The following is a 21020-nucleotide window of genomic DNA, read 5'->3' on the forward strand; positions in this document are numbered from 1 at the left end:
CACTTAAAACCCAGATGCCTTTTACCAGCTTAAAGCTCAATGCTTTAAATAGACCTGCAGCACGGCCCCATGCAATGCAGACGCAGTCACACCAGTCAGATAATACTTTATAAAGTATTTAGTAGATTAAACGTCAAACAGGGATTTATGGGCAGTATCAGTTCTATGTCCACAGGGTTATGGCTGTACAAAATCGCAGCATTCTTATTTTGAATGTCCAGCTTCATATGCCCAGTTGCTGTTTCAGAAACTATCATCTTTTAGTTTTCCATTTTCAGGCAACGAGCTTTACAAAATCAGGTTGGGCAGCATATGTCACATAGCATCACACAGGCAAAGCCTCACTGCAATGTCAGCATATAAGTATTAGATCGCACTACTGCAAGAAACTAAAACTTTATGTTCATGCATGATTGCAGCTACCAGATTTAGAACCGGTGCCTTACCCATGGCTACCCATGGCTACAAGTCCCTTCCTCTTTAACCCTGGCTGCACTTCTCACGATCCTTTCTATGAACTCATCCCTCTGCAATTAGCAACTGCTTACAGCATCTTCAGATGCTGTAGTGACTCTGGATGCTACTGCAAACACTGTAGTTATGGGCTTCGAGCACAATGCTCCCTGCCAGTGACAGTCCATGTACATAGCGTTATTGGCCGTCGGTTGTCAGCTTATATATATGATGGCCCCTCATCCCTCATGGTTTATATGCGCTGCTGGCTAAGACAGAGGCCGACCAGGTTGTGGGAGCTCCAGGTGTGCTTTGTCAGCTGATATATAAGTATGGCGTTTTGTAGAGCTTTGCCGGGATGGTTTTATATTTACATCTCTGGCAAGTACTGTGGCAAGGTGAGGCGGTAAATGCCTCTGGCTTTGCCATGCGGCAGTAATGGCTCTGCCAAGGTTGCCGGTGGCCATCATTGCAGCTCATTATTGCCCTGAGCATGCCATATTGCGTCCCTTACAGTCTTTTGGGCCATCCTGATCCTTAGTGGCAATTGCCAGGTGCCAGAAAAATACACTTGTGTGCATTTTCGGACATAGGATGCCCGCCACGGCACTTTGATGTCTTAAACCAGGTTAACTGTTGCCAGAATTTCAAATATAAAAACAGGCACGCTTGCTGCAATAGTATGTACAGGTGACATGAACGGTTTTATAAAGCATGTCATCTCATAAGGATAAAGCCTTTTATATAAGCAAAACACGCTTAAATAAAGGTTCCAGACAGAATACAAAACGCTTTTGTATATTAAAAAGCGCGTAATATTCACCTTCTGACTGGACCTGGCACAATCCTGGCAATACCAGGTATAACCAGGACAATTTACTGAATTATCGATGCCCAAAACCTGGCACTCATATTGCTAAAGTGTTAGTACAGCCATAAGAAACATACTAATAAAAATTAAAAAGCATATTGTTTCTAGTTCTATATAAGCGGCTGTTTTATTATCGGAGTATTTATAATGTTTGGCATTTCAGTTAGCGGTATTAAGAATTCGCAAAAGCATATTGATGTTACTTCCAATAACATCGCAAACTCCAATTCCTTTGGTTTCAAGAAGTCTCGTGCAGAGTTTGCAGACATATACTCAAACAGCATCTTCACCAATAACAAGACTTCCACTGGTATGGGTTCTGTAAACACCACTGTTGCTCAGCAGTTCGTACAGGGCAACCTGTCCGGCGACACTGGCAACCCGCTTGATATGGCCATTCAGGGCAGCGGCTTCTTTGTGCTGTCCACTCCGGGAAGTAATACTCCATCTTTTACTCGTAACGGCGCCTTCCAGACAGACAATGAAGGCTACATCGTTACCGCTACCGGTGACTATCTGATGGGCTGGGACGTCAATGCAGACGGTTCCTCTTCATCCCTCGATCTCAACGGTACCCACAAGCTTCAGCTGCCATCTGACACCGGCGCTCCACAGATGTCTACCAACATCGGCATCAGCGTCAACCTCCCAGCTGACAAGGATCCTGTAAAGTTCACAGACCAGGCTAAAGACCCTTGGGGCAAGATTGGTAATGCAGCCGATCTCACAGCTGACAAGATTAAGTACGGTATTACCCGTAACCCGGACGGCACTCCTGGTACTGCAGGTGATCCAGGTACTTTTAAACAGTACATTGTGGACTTCGATCCAAAGAATTCCAGCACCTATCACGCATCTACATCTCAGACTATTCACGACTCACTCGGTCGTGCTCATACCCTGACTTACTACATGGTAAAGATGGGTCCAGAGGCTGAAGGCTCCAATAATACAGTTTGGAACGTGTTCCCATTCGTTGACGGTCAGCCTGTAGATATTGCTGCAAAGGACGGTCAGAATCCAGTAGTCATGACTGTGCCTGAAGGTAAATCATCTGTAGCCGGTTCAAACTTCTTCGGCTTCCAGATGGTATTCGAGCCTAATGGCGAATTAAAGCAGCAGGTGCCAGGCAAATTAGAGCTGGTAAACCCTGCTGATCCAGCAGCCGCACTCAGCAGCCTCCGTCAGAGCCTGTTTGGTGCTCCAGGCATGAATGCTCCTGGTGCAGGCGGTGCCCCTGACTTCGGTGCACTTGGTGTTAACGTATACGACCGCACCTTTGAGGCAGATGCCAACGGCAATCCATCCCATTACAAGGGCAATGGCTCCCTGCACAGCGCTATTGGCCAGGGCACTGATCCACAGCAGTATATCAACATCAACTTTGGTGGCACCCAGTACGGTTCAACCAACTTCCAGGTAACCGGCGCACCAACCAATAACGGCTATTCAACCGGCGTTCTCACCAGCATGTCCGTAGATGAAAACGGCATCATTCAGTGTGAGTACTCAAACGGCCAGCGTGAAGCCATTGGCAAGGTAGCACTGGCAGACTTCCAGAACGCCCAGGGCCTGCGCAAGATTGGCGATACCCAGTGGCAGCAGACAAGTTTCTCAGGCGATGCTATCGCCATGGAGGCCAACACCGGTTCTGCCGGCTCTATTAAGGGCTCCAACCTCGAACTTTCTAACGTTGACCTGACTTCCGAGCTTGTTGAGCTGATTACAGCTCAGCGTAATTACCAGGCCAACGCCCAGTCTCTTCAGACTAACAGCACTGTAATGGACGCAATCCTCAACGTTCGTTAACAGAAGCCTGAAAGACGATACTACCGATTAAATACTCCAACCACGTCGGGTTCAATGCGAACCCGGCGTTCTTATTTTGTAGAGTATCTAAAATCGCTTTCTATTGAGTTCTGTAAATCTTCTTTAGAAGATACGGCTTACTGTCAGCCTTGCTTTCTTCTCCTCCGCCTCTTTTCCCTCCCGTCCATTCCATTCTCATCCACTCCACTCTTGCCATCCGTTCACTTCAATTTCACTTTTCCTGCGTTCACAATTCAATTCGCGCTCTCTGCCTACTGCTCCAAGGTGCTAATTGCTTGCGTCAGCTCTCGCTTTCCCCTTATGCAAAGCAGATCATTATGAGCGTAACTTTCCTGTAGTGATTTCTGTGTTTATGTCTTTGCGCTAACAGGAATTACACATCTATCATCGACGAACACGGACAAAATCACTTGTATGTAAGTATGCTGAAAAGCCTGTCAGTACTTGACTGGCCGCCATTTTGTTGTGCCATTTACATCCATTAACGTTGTATCAAGCTGACAGTATATAAAAGATGCTTTTCACGTTATTTCAAGGCCTTTGGGTAACATACCATTCGCAGGTTGCCTCTTTGATAATGACGTTAAAAAACTGCCCCCCAAGGCCGGTAAAGGTTCGATAGAGAAAGAAGTATCAGTACTGTCCCACGAGAGGACAAAGTACACATAAAGGTGCAATCATGGCCGTCTATGTAAATACCAATGTTAGCTCTCTTAATGGACAGAGATATCTCAATAACGTCCAGAGTCAGCTCAATACAACCTATAACCGTCTGAGCTCCGGTCTGAGAATCAATTCTGCAAAAGACGATGCTGCTGGACTTCAGATTAGCTCAAGGTTAACTACCCAGATTAATGGCCTTAATCAGGGCAACAGAAATGCTTCTGATGGTATTGCCCTCGTGCAGACCATTGAAGGCTCTCTGGATGAAATGACCAACATGCTGCAGAAGGTACGTACTCTTGCAGTTCAGGCAGCTAACGGTACTAATACCGCAGCAGACCGCACTGCCCTTAAGGTAGAGGCAAGTAACACCATTACCGAGTATCAGCGTTTTGTAGCCCTGACCAAATTCGGCGGCAAGCTGATCCTCAACGGTAATCAGCCTGGCAACATTTACGGTAATGCCCAGGGTGGAGCCGATGGTAAGCTTACCCTCCAGGTAGGCGCCAATAAGGGCGACACTATCGACATTACTGTTAAAAACTTCGCTCTTTCCGTAGTTGCCCAGAATCATGCAGACTTCCTTAAGATCAATGCAGGTAAGACAGCAGGCGTAACATGGGTACTTCTTGATGATCATGAGTCATCAAGTAAGGTAATCAGCGGTATCGACGGCATTCTTAATGTTGTAAATGCCGCACGTGCTGACCTTGGTGCTGTGATGAACCGCCTTGAGTCATCAATCCGTAACCAGTCGAATGTTGCCGCTAACCAGTCCGATGCCCGCAGCAGAATTCGTGATGCAGATTTTGCCGAAGAGTCAGCAAATCTGTCTCAGCAGTCCATTATCCAGCAGGCCGCAACCTCCATGCTGATGCAGGCTAACACCCGTCCTCAGCTGGGTCTGTCCCTCCTGAGTTAACTGGTCAAAGATTTCTTACTATCTAATATCAAGCCTCGACCTCTCCAGTCGAGGCTTTTTCTTTTGTGCAAAGCCTATCCCGATAAATCCTCACTCTAAACACAATCACGCTCCCTGGCCCCGTATTCTGGTCACAGTATCTGATTTGCTATACTTTCAGTGCTGTAGCCAAGTCTGGTACGGCAAGGTGTGCATGGACGCATGCAGGGGAGGATATCGCTGCCAGGTAACAGGTGGCAAATTGTGCCCCTGGCATGGACAACAAATATATGGCGGCCCATCCTTCTCTACTGTCCTGCCCAAATATAGTTTCCATGAAGGACGTAGGATTCTGGTACTGGGCCTTGTACGTAATTCTGTGATCATAAGGCAACAGATCGAGTCTTATGCTTTGAACTTTTGATGGTGTGCCTGGGGCGTTTATCTGGTTGTTGAGTTTGGGTACTGCTTTGATTCAGACATGATGTGGTGCCCAGTAGTGCATTTTGAGGATAGTGCTGAGGCGAGGAGAGTTCGTAACAGGTGCCGCTGGAATAGTGAGAGTTTTTACTGGCGCAGGGAGGCTGGTACTGAAAAACAGAACTTAATGGTTTTGTAAAGCGAAGTGAGATTTGAAGAGTTTCGGAAATTTGAGGAAGCCACGAGTTTGAGGGGGTTGAAGAAGTTGGGAGTTTGGTGGGGTTGAGGGGTTTGAAGAAGATGGGAGTTTGATGGGGTTGGGGAGGTTGTGAATTTGAGGCGTTTGGAGTTGGGAGTTTGGTGTTTGAAGCTCGGTGAGAGCTTTTGGGGAGGGGATTATTTTGCTGGAGGGTAATACTGAACCCAACACTACGACCCATCACTTACCTACCACGTAAGGAGAACGATCACGGTTATCACAACCCTAGTGCCTGGATGAAGTATTAAATAACTGATAGTTCAGCGTTTAACACTAATTTTGAGCATCACCAAAGTCAGGTACAAAACGTAACTCTACCTTGTGACCCAAGCAAGCTGCAACTTTCTGAATGGTTGCGATGGACGGGTTAATGATGCCATTTTCAATCTTGGAAAGATTGGACTGGTTAACGCCGCTCATCTTGGACAGCTCACGCTGACTGATCTTCATGGACTTGCGGGTCTCATGAATGAACTTCATCAGCTGATCTTCTGGGCTGCCTGGCTTGGTCTCGAAATCGACATCGTTGATGCCAGTGTTGCGCTGAATATTAGTGCTGTTGAACATCGACAACTCTCCGGATGGATGAACAAAGAGCACATGACCTTTATTTAAGACTGCATATCTCCTTTATTTCCATGCCTCATGACTTATTACTACTTGCTTTACTTCTGGTACCTTTGCCGGCATCGGCCAGCCTCAGAACCCCGCGTCTAAACGCTTAACCTGAAAACCTAACTTTCCAGGCTGTTCAAGTAGAAAAAGCCATGGATGCTAAAGCGACAGCAGGTAAGGCGTCATGTGCATCTCCCTCAAAACCGTCTCCATAAGGTACGACAAATACACTTATGCCGTAGTCCACGATAAGAAGTTTCTGGGGAATTGGAACGTATTACCCTGACTTGCAGGAAATGTGTGTGAGTGGCTTTCTGCAAGGAAAGCTCAACTACAATGGGCAGCTGTTACTGAGTGCTGTAGAAAACAGCGAAGCAATAGGTAGGTGATGACAAGGAACAGATCTGCTCCTGGATCCCAAATGCCGCTTTTCGCTTGTTGCGCATCACAGGCATATGACAGGAAAACCAGATCTCAATGCCAAGACATCAGTTCAGTAATCAACCGACAGGTAATTCAGACAGCCTTGATGCTATTGAAAATATGCATCTATTTCCACTCTCTTATACCCTCATAATCCCCTATTTTATGGGAATTGTGGATAGTAATAGTGAGCTTGGGTGTCTGAAATTATGGCAAAGTTTATCATAAAATTTTAAAGATTCTAGTTATAAACTTCAAATATTATGGCCTACACACCATATTTATTTCCGATGGTTTCTGTCACATCGCGAACAGCTTCTGAAAAATCCTGATTCCATCAGCTTTCTGAACAAATTGAAGCACTGCTATGTTTCACCTGAAAAAATACTGCAACATTTTATCGAAAGGCAAAAAATGCGCTTTTACATACAGTTTTGCCATTTATGAATGTAGAAAAATCACATTTTTTCGCCGGTTAATGCCAGCGTGCTCACGCCCACTTCTCCTCTCTTGTCGCTGACAAATCTCATATACTCAAGCTTTTATAAGTATTTGTGTATTTGTGCTCATGCACATAATTCACGAAAAGCACGCTTTTGAGGAGCCATTCGCCCAAAATGCCATTAATTTGAGTGAGTTCGTAACTGTTCGTAAAAGGCCACGGACACAAAAAAGCCCTCATGACGAGGGCAAATTGTTAAATGGTACGCATGAATATCACTGGCATGAAGGCAATACAGCAAATGCATCCGCTCAGCAAAGGCAACAGCCCAGTCAGTCAGTTCAGTAGCCAAAACCACTGCGCATATGTAGCACCCCCGACAGTCACCTGCATTGCCGGCTAATGGCTTACCTCATGGCTGCAGTAGCGGCCTGCCTCACGGCTGCCTTCCTGTCTTACCCTATGGCTTGCCTGATGGCTTCCTGACTGACAGTCCCCCTTGCAAGAGGCTTTACAAATTCTTATAGGACATGCTTTTTTTGCATTGTGCCTGTAAGGCTATATGCCTCCTTTATAAATGCTTTTAGCCATTTTTGCATGCACGCCATTATCGGCTGCACTGCAGTTTTGAATCCTGCATTACCGCCATTCTGCCTGCGTGCATTAATAGTCGATGCGCTGCTGAGCCGTGCCCTTCATCACACCAATACTGGCTGTCTGCGTGCCTTTACGGCTGCTACTATGCACTGCTGTGCTGTGGCCTGCGCTACAGCCATGATGCATGCCTGCATGCAGCAGGCATGCATCATGGCTGATGGCGTGTATGTTTTTCAGGCTGGCTGAAGTGGCATCATGCTTTACTGTCAGTTTTGGACTGCGAAATGTCGCCTGAGGTACTGTTATCCTTATCAAAAGATACGTGGCGCTCATCTGGCAGGTATACAGTATGAGGACCAATGGATACCTCGTTGTAGCCGTCGCGATCTACGACCACAACATTTGCACGAGGTTCGTTGCGGACGCTCACAGTGTCGCCTATTGCGTTATTGAGCTTGCTGTTGTACTCCTTGCGCAGCTCTACTTCATGAGCCAGTTCACTTGCTGTGAAAGACACTTCATAAGCTGAACCATCCTGACTTAACTGGATAGAGTTGGTCCCCTCACTGCGAGAGTTTGATTCAAAATAATCCACACCAATGAGCACGGCCGAATCATGACCTGCACTTTCCGTGCTACTGGTGTAATTACGTCTGATGTGTTCAGTTACACCGTGCTCCATACTGGTACTGGTATGAGCTGTCCTCAAGTTACGGTACTTGCGCAGAGCCTTAATCCTCAGATTAAGCCGCCTCAGATGACGTAGAGCCTTACGGCGTGGAGAACGACGCTCTTCAGCCTCAATTACAGCTGCAACTTCACGTGCAGTATCAGCGTTGGCAACAAGACAGCTGCCGCTGCTGGCAGCAAGGGTAGTTCTCTGAATTCCAGAAAGTTCTTGTGACTGTGACTTCCCCGAATCAGTCTGACTGGCACTCTGACTGGCACTCTGACTGGCAGTGTCGCCTGCATTGTTGCTTCCACTGCTACTGGTGCTGCCATCATGATCATCAGAATCATTTGAAATGGCTACGGTATCGGCAGATTTATGAGCAACAGCGGTGTTTTTCTCTTTATCGTTCGCAGCATCGGCATCGCCGTTTGCAGCCGCTGCTAATGGTCCGCCTGCAGAGGAGGCAGAGCTCTCTTCATTGATGGCTTCGGCTGCAGCAGCTACATCCGCGTCAGCCTGCGCTTCGGCAGGCTGAGCTTCAGTGGCCTGTGCCTCGGCTGACTGAGCCTCGGTGGCCTGTGCTCCGGCAGGATTAGATTCGGTGGCCTGTGCTTTGGCAGGCTGTGCTTCGGTTGCCTGGGCTTCTGCTATTTTAGCTTCGGCGGCCTGAGCTTCTGCGGCCTTCTGGATGGCCTGAAGAATTTCTTTTTCTCTGGCCTCTTCAAGCAGCTCGCGCTGGCACTTCTTCCTTTCAAGGTAGTAGAAGTAGGCTGGAGTGCTTATGTAGTTGTTCAGCTCTTTCCGCTGACGGTCAAAGTAGTCAGACGTGTCCTCATTGGAGTTTATGAAGAAAACGCCCAATAAACCGACCATCAGGCTGTTTGCGGCTTCAGCAACTTCACGCGCCTCATCCTCTTCAATGGCTCTGAGTTTTTCTACAGTAGCCTTGCGCTCCTCTTCATTCATGTTCTTCAGGGCATCCTGGTCGAAATCGAAGAGTTCCGGACTGTCTGACACTGAAGGCAGGGAAATGGCCCTCTCAAAGCTTCCTATGGAAAAGGAGCCCTCATTGCCCACAAAAGATGCCATTGCCAGGCTGTCGGTATCATTGCTACCGATCATTCTTTCCTGTTCTTTCTGCTCAATAGCTGCAATCTGAGCAATTACTGCAGAGGATGATTCCTGACCAGGGTCAGGCTCGGAGTCGTCCTTATCCTCCTTCTTTTCTGGCTTGGACTCTGTATTTTCATGAGCCTTGTTTTCACCTATCGAAATACCATGAGTTTCAAGAGCAATGGCCTCATTACAGGCATGAACGCGGTTACGTCCGGCATGCTTGGCCTCATACAGAGCACGGTCAGCCTGAGCAATCATTTCCTCAATACGGAACTGACCGGGACGGTCGGTAACCAGACTCAGACCTACGGAAATAGTAACGTTACCGCTTACTACACCGTCATTCTTAAGGTGCAGTCCCTCTACGGTACGGCACAGTCGGTCAGCAACCCGGAAAGCATTTTCCTTGTTGACATCAGAAAGGATTACACAGAATTCCTCACCACCATAGCGGTATACCAGGTCCTTCTTGGCAAGGTTATGGTGAATGGTCTGAGCAACAGCAAAGAGTACCTCATCACCGCGCTGATGGCCCATAGAGTCATTGAGCAGCTTAAAGAAGTCGATATCAATCATCAGAATGGCAAAGTTGGCCGGAGTATTGGTATCGAGCTCCTTGATGAGCACATTAAGACTGCCACGGTTAAATACACGGGTCAGAGCGTCATACTTGGAGTGGGTTACCAGCTCGTCATAACGCTTCTTGAGCACATTGGAGTTTTCCTTGATGGATGAGAACTCCTCGAATATCTGCGGCAGCACATCAATAACTTCGCGAATTTCCACGAGATGCTGTCGTTTGAAGAAGTCTTCGTAGCGCCCCAGATTAACCTGCTTGGTATAACGGAATTTAATCAGTATGCGGGCAATGGTACGAAGAGGCTGCATGACCAGGCGGTTAAGGAAGAAGATAACCACCCAGAAACCAACCAGACCAAAGCCAATGGTGATCATTACCATTGGCTTGGTTTCAGAGGCCAGATAGGTAATGTCAGACAGTTCCTGATGCAGAGAGTGCAGCTCAGAATAGGTAAAGTCGTCAGAGAGGTCCTCTACATTGCGGATAATGGTCAGCACATCATTGGCAAACTCACGCTGCTGCTTGATGTAGATATCCCAGATAGGATCAAAACGCTCCAGCTCCTGACTGTAGTAATCGAGCATGCGGGCATTATGCTGGGCAGTTACACTGCTTATGGTCTGAGAGTCCATTCCCTGGAAATAACGTGCATGAATGTGGGAGCCGTCGACAGTATGCTTTTTGAGCACACGCTCAAGCATTGCCTGGTCAAGCTCCTCAATACCAGTGGCTCCATTGTCGCGGCCACTCATAGCCTCAAGCTCAGCCTCTAAATCAGCCTGCTCGGCACCGCCCACAATAGTACTTACAGTACGGTCTTCACTGCTGACAAAAGCTGGCAGCTCAACTCCTGATGGATGCTTTTTGCCCTGAGCTTTAATCTGAGCCTGAGCACTTTCAGCAGACAGTGAAACCTCGTCTCCTGCCGCAGCTGATGCAGGTGCAGGCTTATTCTCCTGCTCGCTGGTACTGGTATCAGAGCCGGTCAGAGCTGCAAGTACAGCTGACTCAATATCGGTCACAGCCTCAGCTTTGCCAGATGCCTGAGAACCTGATTTATCAGCAGCTCCGGCATCCTCTGCAGCTGCATTGTCAGCGGCTGCAGCATCTGTGGCTGCAGATGCAGTGGCGCCAGCCTGGCTGATGGCAGCCTGGCTGGTATCAGCACTGGTCTTGCCCTGTCTGTAGCCCTCTTCGCCCTCAATGGTTCTTGGAAGTACCGGATGGGAGTTGATAAAGGACTGGCGATCAAAAGAAGGATCGAGACGCTCGGTAAAAATAGAGTGATAGTAGTGATGGATGCTCTTGAGATCGCGGTTGTAAACACCGGTGCGGTACAGGTCAATGTAGTCACCCTGAGTAAGGGTGAGATCGGTAAAGATCTCAGGCTGCTCGCTGGTAATGAGAAATGCGAGCATATCCATGTAATGGAGGGAATTATGTACGTTGGAGCGCAGCTGATCGATGAGAATGCGTTGCTTCCACAGGCGGTTAACTTCAAGAAGCAGTTCGTCGCGCTTGGTCTGAAGGCTGCGGGTATTGAAAATGAGATTGTCTTTGAGGGCGGCAGTAGCCTGGAAATAGGCTAGACGACAGCGCTGCTGATCCACTGAGGATGACAGAATTTCAATGTTGCGACGCAGCTGAACGAGACTGATAGCTCCCTGCTGGGCAGCAGAAATGTGTGGAATGGCACCATCCACAAGATCCTGGGCCTTGTCCTGGATCTTGCCCATGTCTATATACAGGAAGAAAGACAAAAAGATCGACATAACCATTACAGGCAGAATACATACTCTGGTCAGGTCGCTGATCTTTTTGATTTGCAAAAAGCTGTTCACAAAGTTCTCTCCGCACTACCGGCAGTGCAAGTTCTCTTGCGTCAGTAATTGTTAATTCACTATCTGTCTGGATACAGATCTGCACATTGCAGGCCAGCTCCAGACTCGATTATCACGTTCAGGAATTTAAGGTACCACCGCCTTTTACCTTATGCCATGGTTTGCATTAATCATAAGTCTTATCCGCAGACAGCTCCACAGCCGCATCTTTCGGAGTAGGAAGACATTTTCTGTTACGCACAAAGTGTGGGATTCTGACCACATAGTAAGCATTTATATGGCTCGATACGCTCTGCAAAAGTAAGGTACAGCAGGCATCGTCCTGTGTTCAAACCGGGAACAGTGGTCTATTTTCTACGGGGCGAATACCCCATCAACTATGACCGCAGAGGATGCTTGAAAAGAGCCGGTGGTATAGAGGATACAGGTGACATGAACTGTCCGGCCCGGGCATATATTCAGGATTAAGGACAGTTAGTTTCCTTTCTGTGATGGCTAAACGGGATTATTCAGATTTACAGGTCAGATATGGTTTGATCAGGCAGGTGCTAATCAGGATTAAAGGCATCAGACGAAACAAAACAGAATTTTCTGACGGTGTGATGTCCTGAACTGCGTCCCCCTGCTTATCTGCAAAGGCCTGAAAATTCCCCTTGCAGCAAACTCCCGAGAATAAAAACCCAGTTTATTAATTCTGGCTAAAAGCTGATGTGACCTGAGTTGCAAATTCTTAATATGCAAAAGTTTACACATAAATTAATTTTGCTCAAGGACAGTACCAGGCCACTGTTATTACCATGCTCTCTGTCCACCAGGCATACAGACCAGGCAATGACGGCCATTTGCCATGAATATGTCCACGACATCTGACCTTATAAGCCGTAAAACTCCTTGATCAGCTCAATTCCACAGCTTATAACCATCATGCACCTGCCTGAGCCCCCAGTATCATGGACAGGATGAGCCAGCTGAACTGGCCCATACTGTAGCGCTCCATGCCTGGCCATGATGCAATGCCATGGCTGCCCTCACAGATGATCACAATGGCATGTGAGCTCAGTCAGTGGCTTTGCATGCCAGGAGCGCGGACTGCGCGCGCCTGACAGGGTCATGCCGGGCCGGGGCAGGCTATTTTACGCCGCCGGCCTTTTCCTGAGCGCGGAACTCTCGGAAGAGATCCGGGTCCATGAGGCGCTTAGGCACCAGGACATTGTCCTGAGTAAAGTAGCAGACGCCCATAAAGTAGTTGTTATAACGTACCTGTACCGGCTCTTCAGGCTTGATGCCCGGAGTGCACAGAATCTGGCCCTTAAACTCAGGTCCCTGGCGGACGCCGTTGCTCAGCGGCTCGGCTACGGATAAAGGAATGTCTACACGTGGCAGATTATCAAGGGCATCGGCAACAGAAATCAGGCGCTCATCAAGAATTGAAAAGTCAAGCTTGTCCTCACGTGAGGAAGCCAGCTGCTGCAGCTCTTCAAGGGTAGTCATGTGACCTGCTGGCAGGCCCTCAACAAAGGTACGGCGCAGGTGGGTAACGTAGGCACCGCAGCCCAGAGCCTCGCCAATGTCGGCAATAAGAGTACGGATATAGGTACCCTTGGAGCAGTAGACTTCAACCTTGAAGGTAGTGGCGGTCTTTTCCAGCAGGTGCAGTTCGTGAATGACGACCTCACGCTTTGGAATCTCCACTTCGTCTTCAAGGCCCTGACGGGCATATTTGTACAGAGGTTTGCCATCGACTTTAATGGCTGAGTAGATAGGTGGGACCTGGGTTATTGGACCACGGAACTGGCTGAGCACCTCCTCAATACGATCTGAGGCACCGGTCGGGTCACGCTCAAGCACTACTGTACCCTCACGGTCACCTGTAGTAGTCACTACACCCAGGGTACCCTCGGCCAGATAACGCTTGTTACCCTCAAGGAAGAAAGAAGAAAACTTGGCAGCCTCGCCCAGACAAATCGGCAGCAGTCCGGATGCCAGCGGATCAAGAGCGCCAGTGTGGCCGCCCTTCTGAGCTTTAAAGATAGCGCGACACTTTACCAGGGCAGTGGATGAGGAAATACCCTCAGGCTTGTCCAGAAGAAAGATGCCATTAATCTTGCGCTTTGCCATAGAAGGTCACCAAAGAACTAATCGATAACAGAAAAAACTTATCCCGCAAAATCCGGGAGAATCACATCACTTTGCCGTAAGGATGCCTCAACAGACTGGTTCTGTCCTTAAGCAAGCTCAATCAATGAAATGTATTGTTTTACCGGGCCCGTGGCCCATAATTCATAACGCTGTCTGAGTGCAGGCTAAACATCCCAGGCAGCCTGTGCAGCTGCTTACAGACTAAGCTGACATGCAATGGCTTGCAGCCCCAGCCTCCAGCAATGCCCCCAGCACCGCCTCCATGGCGCTCAGGCTCTGCTGTCAGGCAGGTCAGGCCCGGTTATGAAAAAAGCATGTGACCGGCCGGGATATCAGCTGACTTATGCGGCCCCAGTCTGGACCTCACTTGCCGGAAAATACTGTCGCCCCTGCGCTTCAGGTATGCGATGGCAAAAGCCTGTAAAGCCCTCAGGCAGCCGCAGTATGCGTTCTTTTGCAGCTGGTCAGCTGCCGGAAGCCAAAGTGCGCACATTGTATCATAGTGGCAAAATGATTAATGTCCGAAGGCCGCACAGGAAGCCAGCCACGCCAGCGCACAAAAGCCATTCATGGCACCATAGCACTGTAAACAGTAAGGCAGTCCTGCCGTCCCGGGCAGCCTGCTGGCCTTACTCTGACTCTGTCCAGAGTGAGGCTCCATACGATACGTCTGGGACTGCTGCAGATGAATGCAAAGACCTCCTGGTGGCAGTTGCATGACTGGCCGGATCCATGGGTCTTCGCATGCTGCGCTGGTGCTGATGCATGCAGTGCTTGCCAATCCAGGGATAATCTATTATCATACCGGCACAATGTTATGGGGGTGCTAGCCCTCTCGTACTTGTTCTCAGATCAACCCGGTCAGGTCCGGAAGGAAGCAGCCAAATTTGAGTAATGAGGTACCGAGATTAAGTTAGTGCTCCCGCCCATGAAGACGCGAATGCGTCTTTTTTCGTTTCTGGGCCCTGTACTTTGCGCCCGACTCCCCATCTCCCGGCCAGCTCAGGCTGCTATGCTTCCGGCAACTCCCCTCTCCAGGCCAGCTCAGGCTGCTATGCTTCTGGCAACTCCCCTCTTCAGGCCAGCTCAGGCTACACCGCTCTATGCAGCTCCACTGTTCTGCCAGCAGGCTGCCCTGTTCCCTGCAAATCAACTTTCCCGACCAGCACAGGCTGACGTGCTCCATGCCTGGCCCCACTCCATTCACAATGGTCATCAACTCCAGCCTCATGGCCTCACTCTTTACCTGCCTGTCATTGAATGTCCTGCAGCTCAGTGCTCGCGCCCTCCCTGTTCAGAGCGGGCATACGTCTTTGTAACGCGTGTTTTGTCAACAACTGAGAACCTTGCTGCAATCTGGCCTCAGAACATAATCGCTGACCATGATTGTTGCCGTGCATCCGGGCCTGAGTGTGCGCCCTGCTTTTAGTCTTTAGCGCCTGTCTTTGCTATCATAGGGCCCAGCTGTCAGCAGCTGCCCTTCAGGCAGCCTATGCTGTCATGTATAAGCCTTTGCGGGCATTATGAACCCAACGCTGCCAGTAGCGCCTATGGTGCGCCTCATGCGCTGCGACCGTAACTGCACTTGTTGTGGCGGCAGCGCAGGCTGCGGCGGCAGCGGCGCTGGCTGCAGCATTCTGCAGATGCAGCGGGCTGTAACTGTCCCATGTTCCGGTACGAGTGTCTTTCATGGAAAATGTAAATTCACGTGGTAACTCCCATCTTCATGAGGTTATCTTTGCTGACCGTCATTACATCAGCAAGCTTGAGCAGATCCAAAACTTCATGCGCCATCTTGAGCATGGGCAGCGTAATCCACGCCAGAATATCTTCATGCTGATTCGTCCTCGTGGCTTTGGTGTATCCCTTGCCAGTGAGGCCCTTGAATACCTCTACCGCCGTGATGAACTGCTTATCGATCACCTTTCGAGCAAGGCTGAGAGTTCCCTTAATCTCGATAACATAGGTGAGTATCCGGTACTGCACTTCAGCTTTTCCCGCGTTAAGGCCAATTCCTTTAATGACATTGTCAAAGTGCTCTTTGATACCGTACAGAGCCTGATCTGGGAGCATCACGTCAAGATCAAGACCGATGCAGGCAAGGATCTGCGCATGCAGATGCTGCAGCTTATCCGCACCATCAGCGATCGCGATGGCCGTCCGGTAGTTGCTCTCTTTGACAATTACGACATGCCTATCATGCTCATCAGCCGCCTTGAAAATGAGCAGGAACGTCAGCAGTGCCTTGCCCTGTACTTTGAGATGCTCAATGCATTCCGTCAGGCTGGTGACCGGGTGCGCTTCTGTCTTCTGACCGGCCACGTCAAATTCCCTCTGAGTACCAATATGTCCGAGGGTCTGCCTCATGTTGTTGACCTGTCTTTCAGTGATATTGCAGCTGACCTGGCCGGCTTTACCATTGAGGAAATCAAAAACACCTATGGTGAGGATCTGGCCCGTATTGCTCCTCAACAGGGTGTAACCGTAGCCGAGTATCTGGACACCCTTGAAAAGTGCTATGGCGGCTTCGTCTTCTCCGACCGCATGATCAAGGTGCTCTGCCCTTTCTCTGTAACCCGTGCCCTTGATAATGGCGGTGATCTGTATGCCTACAGCTGCGACAACAACTACGTGTTCCTGCAAAGCGCCCTGGACCGTGAAAAGCCTGACCTCTCATGGCTTATCGAAAAGGACGGTCAGGATCAGCTGCTGCTTGAGGAGGTAAGCCTCAATCCAGAGGGCAAGGAGTTTGGCTCACTGCTGATTCAGCAGGGGCTTATCTCTGTCAACAAGGTTACCTTTGCTGACCGCTCCCACTCTCTTTCATGGCGCTACAAATACGGCTTTACCAATGTAGAAATGCGCCGTATATTCCAGATGCTCACAGGTATCTCACACCCTGACCTGCGAGATCTGCCAATCAACACCCGCGTATTTGACGCCGGTGAGGAGGAATACCTCATTACCCGTGACGAGCCCCAGGCAGCCAAATAGCCGCCTGACATGCTGATAATTCAGCAGAGCAGCCCACCAGGTCCCTGAGCTGACTATGCCTGAATCTGCAGCCCTGACCCCAAAGCTAATTGACAAGCGCTGCAACCAGAGCCACAGATCGGATTGAGCTTCTTCTGCAGCCATGGCCCCAAGAGCCGACTGATCTGCTGCTGAAGCCATGGCATCAAAGCTGAATCTGCCCGCATCAGCAGCACTGAGGATGAAGGTATCAGCAGCGCCAACATTAGTCCTGCGTACCTGCTGGGCTGCAAATAACAGAAAATGTGTCTGTCCAGTTGATGATATCTGTGCAACAATGCACCCCTCCAGCCCGCGCAGTGCTATGATCTGGTGCGACTGCACCAGTTAACGCTGAACGATACTGCCATGAGCACTCCCTTCCTGAGTGACATACCAGAACAGTATGTGATACAGCGATGCAGTGATTTACTGTGATTGATTGATTGAGATTACGCAGCTGCCTTGGATGCAGCTCTGGCTGCAGCCTTACCCCCCAGCTTCAGGCTGACAGATACGCTCAGTGACTGGCGTGTCGCCCGAGTGACTGACCGTCGCCTGACTGACTGGCATGTCGCATGAACGGCGTGCAGACAGCCCCGGGCAGCTGCAGTATGATACCGCCGTCAGCACCGGCCTTACAGAACCTGATGTCAGTGACGGACTGCCCTGCAGCCCTGATACAGACATGATTTTTCGTGCTAACACAAAAGGTAAAATTCGATGAATAAGATCAACGTGACTCTGGCTGCTGCAGCTGTAATGCTCAGCATGACTGCCTGTAACGACAACACCAAGAAAGATGCTGCCGCTGAGCCAGCCAAGACCGAAGCTGTCCAGACTGTAGATGCTGCCAAGACCACTGAGCCAGCTCAGGGTGCCGAGGCCGCACAGGGCGCAGAAGCTGCACAGACTGCAGAGCCAGGCAAGGAAGGTGAGGCTGCTCAGGCACCTGAGGCCGATGCTGCCAAGGACGCTGAATCTGCCGAGGCTGCTGAGCCAGCCAAAGACGGCGATGCTGCCAAGGACGGCGAGGCTGCCAAGACTGATGCAGCTGTCATGACTGGTACTTTTGAGGGTGTACTGCCAGCCGCCTCCTCTGAGGGTATTCGCGCCTCTCTGACCGTAAATGCAGATGGCACCTATACCTACAAGACAGAGTACATTGGTGAAAAGGATGCCAACTTTGAGGCCAGCGGTGTTTACAACAAGATTGGCGACGACCTCATTGAGCTGGTTACCCCATCCTCAGGCGAGAAGACCTACTTCAAGCGTGTTGAAACCGGTTACATGCTCTCTGACAGCAAGGGTACTGTTAATGACGGTGAGCTTGCTGACCAGTACATTCTCAAGGCACGCTAATTTTCCTGCACCTGCAGCCTGAAGCCTGCAGCTGCGCTGCATGCACTTCTGACTGCAGCCAGGCTGCATGCATTGCCGGCTGTATGGCCCTGCAAAAGTCAGGAAGCCTGCAGGCCGTGGCACAGGACACCATCAGCATGGCGTGCTCCTTACCATGGCCTGATACGACAAAGCCCGCATGGCTCAATACGAGCATGCGGGCTTTGTTATTTGTAACCAGGCATGGTACAGCCATGCCTGTCAGGCTCAGACCTGGCAGTCAACCCCAGGCAAGGCTGTCCGACCCATTAGGCTTGCGCTCATGAGAAGCGCTTTGTACCTGTCAGTTGGAGCTGCAGTAGTCCAGTGCCTGGCAGCCGGGGTGCAGTGGCATACCTGGCAGCCAGCGCTGCTGGAGCTGCAGGAATCCTGTGCCTGGCAGCTGGGGGCAGGGGCATGCATGGCACTCATGGCTGCAGGAGCTTGCCTGGCCGCCAGCGCTGCTGGAGCTGCAGGAGTCCTGAACCTGTCAGTCATGGCTGCGAGCATCGTGCGCCTGGCACTGTGAAGCTGTTGAGCCTGTGTCCGGCGGGCTGGCACTGTCTGCAGCAGCTGAACTCATGGAGCTGGCTCCTGAGGCAAAGATTTTTCCTACCGGGATACGGGACGATACTGTCTGGTAGGCTGATTTGTCATCGACTGTATACAGATGATTCTTTTTACGGTGCGGGAATACCCGGCCTACATGGTCAGGTATGAAGCAGATTTTGCGTGCCGGTACCGCAGCGGTGAGGAAAAAGCGCGGATTTTCCGTGCCCGTCTCCTTGTAGATAACAGCATAGCGGCAAAAGCCATGCGGTCCCTGTCCCATAATGCGGCTTAGCAGCGACATCATATAGTCACCAAAGCCCATGTTCATATCAAGGCAGACCACGGCATAAGCCTCAGCCACTATGGGAGCCCGGTCACTTCTGAGCTTTGCTCTGAGTCTCAGGAAGTACAGATAGCGCATCAGATAGACAAAGGCATAGAAAAGCAGCAGATACATGAGGCTGAGCAGCAGAATACGCATGGAGCTGCTGATACCCTCATGATGCAAATCGCCCATGGCTGAATCAATTTCAGCAACAGGATTGCCCGGCATGCCCGGAGGCAAACCGAAAAGCAGCAATGCAGCAATCAGAGCAAGGTAAAACTTAAGCCCCAGACGGCGCTGACAAACGGTATCAACAATGTTGAAGTCAAAACGCACTCCGGCCTTGAGCAGATAAGACTGCAGATACTGATGGTCAAGAGGTGTTTTTTTAAGTGCCACTGAGGTAATCCTTCAGAAAACATCTAACCGGAAACTAAAGATGGTACTGCCAGCACCGGCTGGCAACAGCACTGCAGCTGCCGCGCCTGAGGCTCTGGCCGCATTGCCTGCCGCAGCATGCAAAACATCGTGCTCCGCCACATGCAAAACCGCATGCCCGGCCCCGGCAAAACAGCCCAGCATCATGCTGATACAGCCAGATACTGGCTGGGACTTGCAGGTACTTTCTGTCACCATGACCATCCTGATTCTGGCATGGTGAGCTTACTTCCATTTTAGCGGCTTACCTTATATTTATCATCATGCCCGAAAAAATCACTCTATCAGGAGTCTGGCACACAGCAAGTTGACTGCAGCCGCCCGGATCTGAGCTCTCAAGGCTGTCCCATGTCGGCCCTTTGAAGTCCCCACGATAATACTGTGCGGCTCCATGCCGGGCCTGTGCCTGCTCCATACCGGGCCAAGACCAGCACTATGCCTTCTCCATGTCTGGCCAATACTGGCACCATGCCTGATCCATATCCGCCGCATTTCCCAGCCACCTCAGACCACTGCAATACTGTCATATCAGGCCTGATGTTAGGACGCTTCATTCATCAGCTACAGCCATGCAAGGAGGACAGAAAGCCAGCGCCATACATACAGACAGACAGGCACTCAGATAGAGGATCAGGGGCACGGGAAGTGTTTGGAAATTGGGATGTCAGGGAGATGGTGCCTGCGTAATCATGATCATTCAGAGCTTTTAGCTGATAGTTAACTGCGCATCCAGGACAGGCCCTTTTCTTATGAACTGCTAACCAAAATGACTCAAAGATGCCCGAAATGTGCACTATTTGCAGGCAAAGCACGGTCATTGAGCACAACAAGTGCGCAGAGTGCCCTATTCGTTTGACAGTTTTGGGCTATAAAGATTCAATAGTAAACACAGTCTCCGGTCACAAAACCGGAAATCAATATAGATTTTCCTGATTTATTCAGGCTTTTATGGCTGTTACTGGACTTTGCACCGCTGCGGATCTCAGCTTTTAAAAAGATCTGCCACACTCTGCCCCTGGTATGCAGAGAGCTGTGCAGTCAGACTCACTGTAGCTGACTTATTTTCGTGCCCCCCTCAGGGGAAACAAGGAGAGCACAATGAAACACTCTCACAATCAGGCATCAGGCAAGCATCTGCCATCCCCTAACTCAAGAAGCTGCGCTTTCAGTCAGCTCGCCTGCACACGCTCATCAATTACCCTCCTTTCCCCTATGCAGTCCAGCATGCGTATGCCAGGCATGGCATAACATCTATTCTCCCCTCATCCCAAAAGACAGAAAAGCCATCAGCAGTAACCTCTGCGCCGTGCTTTACAGCCGCCATACCGGCCATAAATATCTGTCAGCGGTCATATCCGCCAGTCCTTGAACTTTCAGAATTAAAAGTCCTTTTACAGGCAATACTGCGGCCCGAATTGCCCCTGCAGTTTACGTATTGAGCTTACCGGAACAGTGATGTACCAGCGCCAGCTCAATGCAGCTCCCGGCAA

The 21020-nt window shown here is 50.0% G+C and carries 9 protein-coding genes and 1 other RNA gene; 6 read left to right on the plus strand and 4 right to left on the minus strand.

Annotation, left to right across the window (positions count from 1 at the left end; translation table 11 throughout):
* The first annotated feature begins 1471 nt into the window (after positions 1–1471).
* Positions 1472–3133, plus strand: coding sequence for a flagellar hook protein FlgE (locus MXE39_RS07440; RefSeq protein ID WP_246977910.1), 1662 nt, complete (start codon positions 1472–1474; stop codon positions 3131–3133).
* 700 nt (positions 3134–3833) lie between these two features.
* Positions 3834–4739 carry a flagellin gene (locus tag MXE39_RS07445; RefSeq protein WP_246977911.1) on the plus strand — a complete coding sequence of 302 codons (906 nt, stop codon included), beginning with the start codon at positions 3834–3836 and terminating at the stop codon, positions 4737–4739.
* Positions 4740–5670: 931 nt separating this feature from the next.
* Here the strand turns inward: MXE39_RS07445 and MXE39_RS07450 are convergent.
* The 3 genes from MXE39_RS07450 to truB form a co-directional block, all read right to left on the minus strand.
* Complete coding sequence (locus MXE39_RS07450; RefSeq protein ID WP_246977912.1) at positions 5671–5964, minus strand: helix-turn-helix transcriptional regulator; 294 nt, start codon at positions 5962–5964, stop codon at positions 5671–5673.
* Between the two features lie 1763 nt (positions 5965–7727).
* Complete coding sequence (locus MXE39_RS07455) at positions 7728–11615, minus strand: GGDEF domain-containing protein (protein ID WP_247073905.1); 3888 nt, start codon at positions 11613–11615, stop codon at positions 7728–7730.
* A gap of 1197 nt (positions 11616–12812) precedes the next feature.
* A complete protein-coding gene (gene truB, locus MXE39_RS07460; RefSeq protein ID WP_246977914.1) occupies positions 12813–13802 on the minus strand; it encodes a tRNA pseudouridine(55) synthase TruB in 990 nt (329 codons plus the stop codon).
* An 845-nt stretch (positions 13803–14647) separates the two neighbouring features.
* Between truB and ffs the strand changes: the two genes are divergently transcribed.
* The 3 genes from ffs to MXE39_RS07475 all read left to right on the plus strand — a co-directional run bounded on the left by ffs (position 14648) and on the right by MXE39_RS07475 (position 18197).
* An RNA gene (ffs, locus tag MXE39_RS07465) (signal recognition particle sRNA small type) lies at positions 14648–14745 on the plus strand.
* A 767-nt stretch (positions 14746–15512) separates the two neighbouring features.
* Complete coding sequence (locus tag MXE39_RS07470; RefSeq protein ID WP_246977915.1) at positions 15513–16817, plus strand: AAA family ATPase; 1305 nt, start codon at positions 15513–15515, stop codon at positions 16815–16817.
* Between the two features lie 741 nt (positions 16818–17558).
* A complete protein-coding gene (locus tag MXE39_RS07475) occupies positions 17559–18197 on the plus strand; it encodes a copper resistance protein NlpE (RefSeq protein ID WP_246977916.1) in 639 nt (212 codons plus the stop codon).
* Between the two features lie 508 nt (positions 18198–18705).
* Here the strand turns inward: MXE39_RS07475 and MXE39_RS07480 are convergent.
* Positions 18706–19491 (minus strand): hypothetical protein, encoded by a 786-nt coding sequence (locus MXE39_RS07480; protein WP_246977917.1) that lies wholly within the window; start codon positions 19489–19491, stop codon positions 18706–18708.
* Between the two features lie 1137 nt (positions 19492–20628).
* Between MXE39_RS07480 and MXE39_RS07485 the strand changes: the two genes are divergently transcribed.
* Positions 20629–20778 carry a hypothetical protein gene (locus MXE39_RS07485; RefSeq protein WP_246977918.1) on the plus strand — a complete coding sequence of 50 codons (150 nt, stop codon included), beginning with the start codon at positions 20629–20631 and terminating at the stop codon, positions 20776–20778.
* Positions 20779–21020: the final 242 nt, after the last annotated feature.

Source organism: Anaerobiospirillum sp. NML120511 (assembly GCF_023050955.1).
Taxonomy (GTDB): domain Bacteria; phylum Pseudomonadota; class Gammaproteobacteria; order Enterobacterales; family Succinivibrionaceae; genus Anaerobiospirillum.

Coding starts and splice junctions, on each gene's coding strand:
- truB (WP_246977914.1), bottom strand. CDS start 13,802: ATGGCAAAGCGCAAGATTAATGGCATCTTTCTTCTGGACAAGCCTGAG.
- MXE39_RS07450 (WP_246977912.1), bottom strand. CDS start 5,964: ATGTTCAACAGCACTAATATTCAGCGCAACACTGGCATCAACGATGTC.
- MXE39_RS07440 (WP_246977910.1), top strand. CDS start 1,472: ATGTTTGGCATTTCAGTTAGCGGTATTAAGAATTCGCAAAAGCATATT.
- MXE39_RS07455 (WP_247073905.1), bottom strand. CDS start 11,615: ATGTCGATCTTTTTGTCTTTCTTCCTGTATATAGACATGGGCAAGATC.
- MXE39_RS07445 (WP_246977911.1), top strand. CDS start 3,834: ATGGCCGTCTATGTAAATACCAATGTTAGCTCTCTTAATGGACAGAGA.
- MXE39_RS07485 (WP_246977918.1), top strand. CDS start 20,629: ATGAAACACTCTCACAATCAGGCATCAGGCAAGCATCTGCCATCCCCT.
- MXE39_RS07475 (WP_246977916.1), top strand. CDS start 17,559: ATGAATAAGATCAACGTGACTCTGGCTGCTGCAGCTGTAATGCTCAGC.
- MXE39_RS07470 (WP_246977915.1), top strand. CDS start 15,513: ATGGAAAATGTAAATTCACGTGGTAACTCCCATCTTCATGAGGTTATC.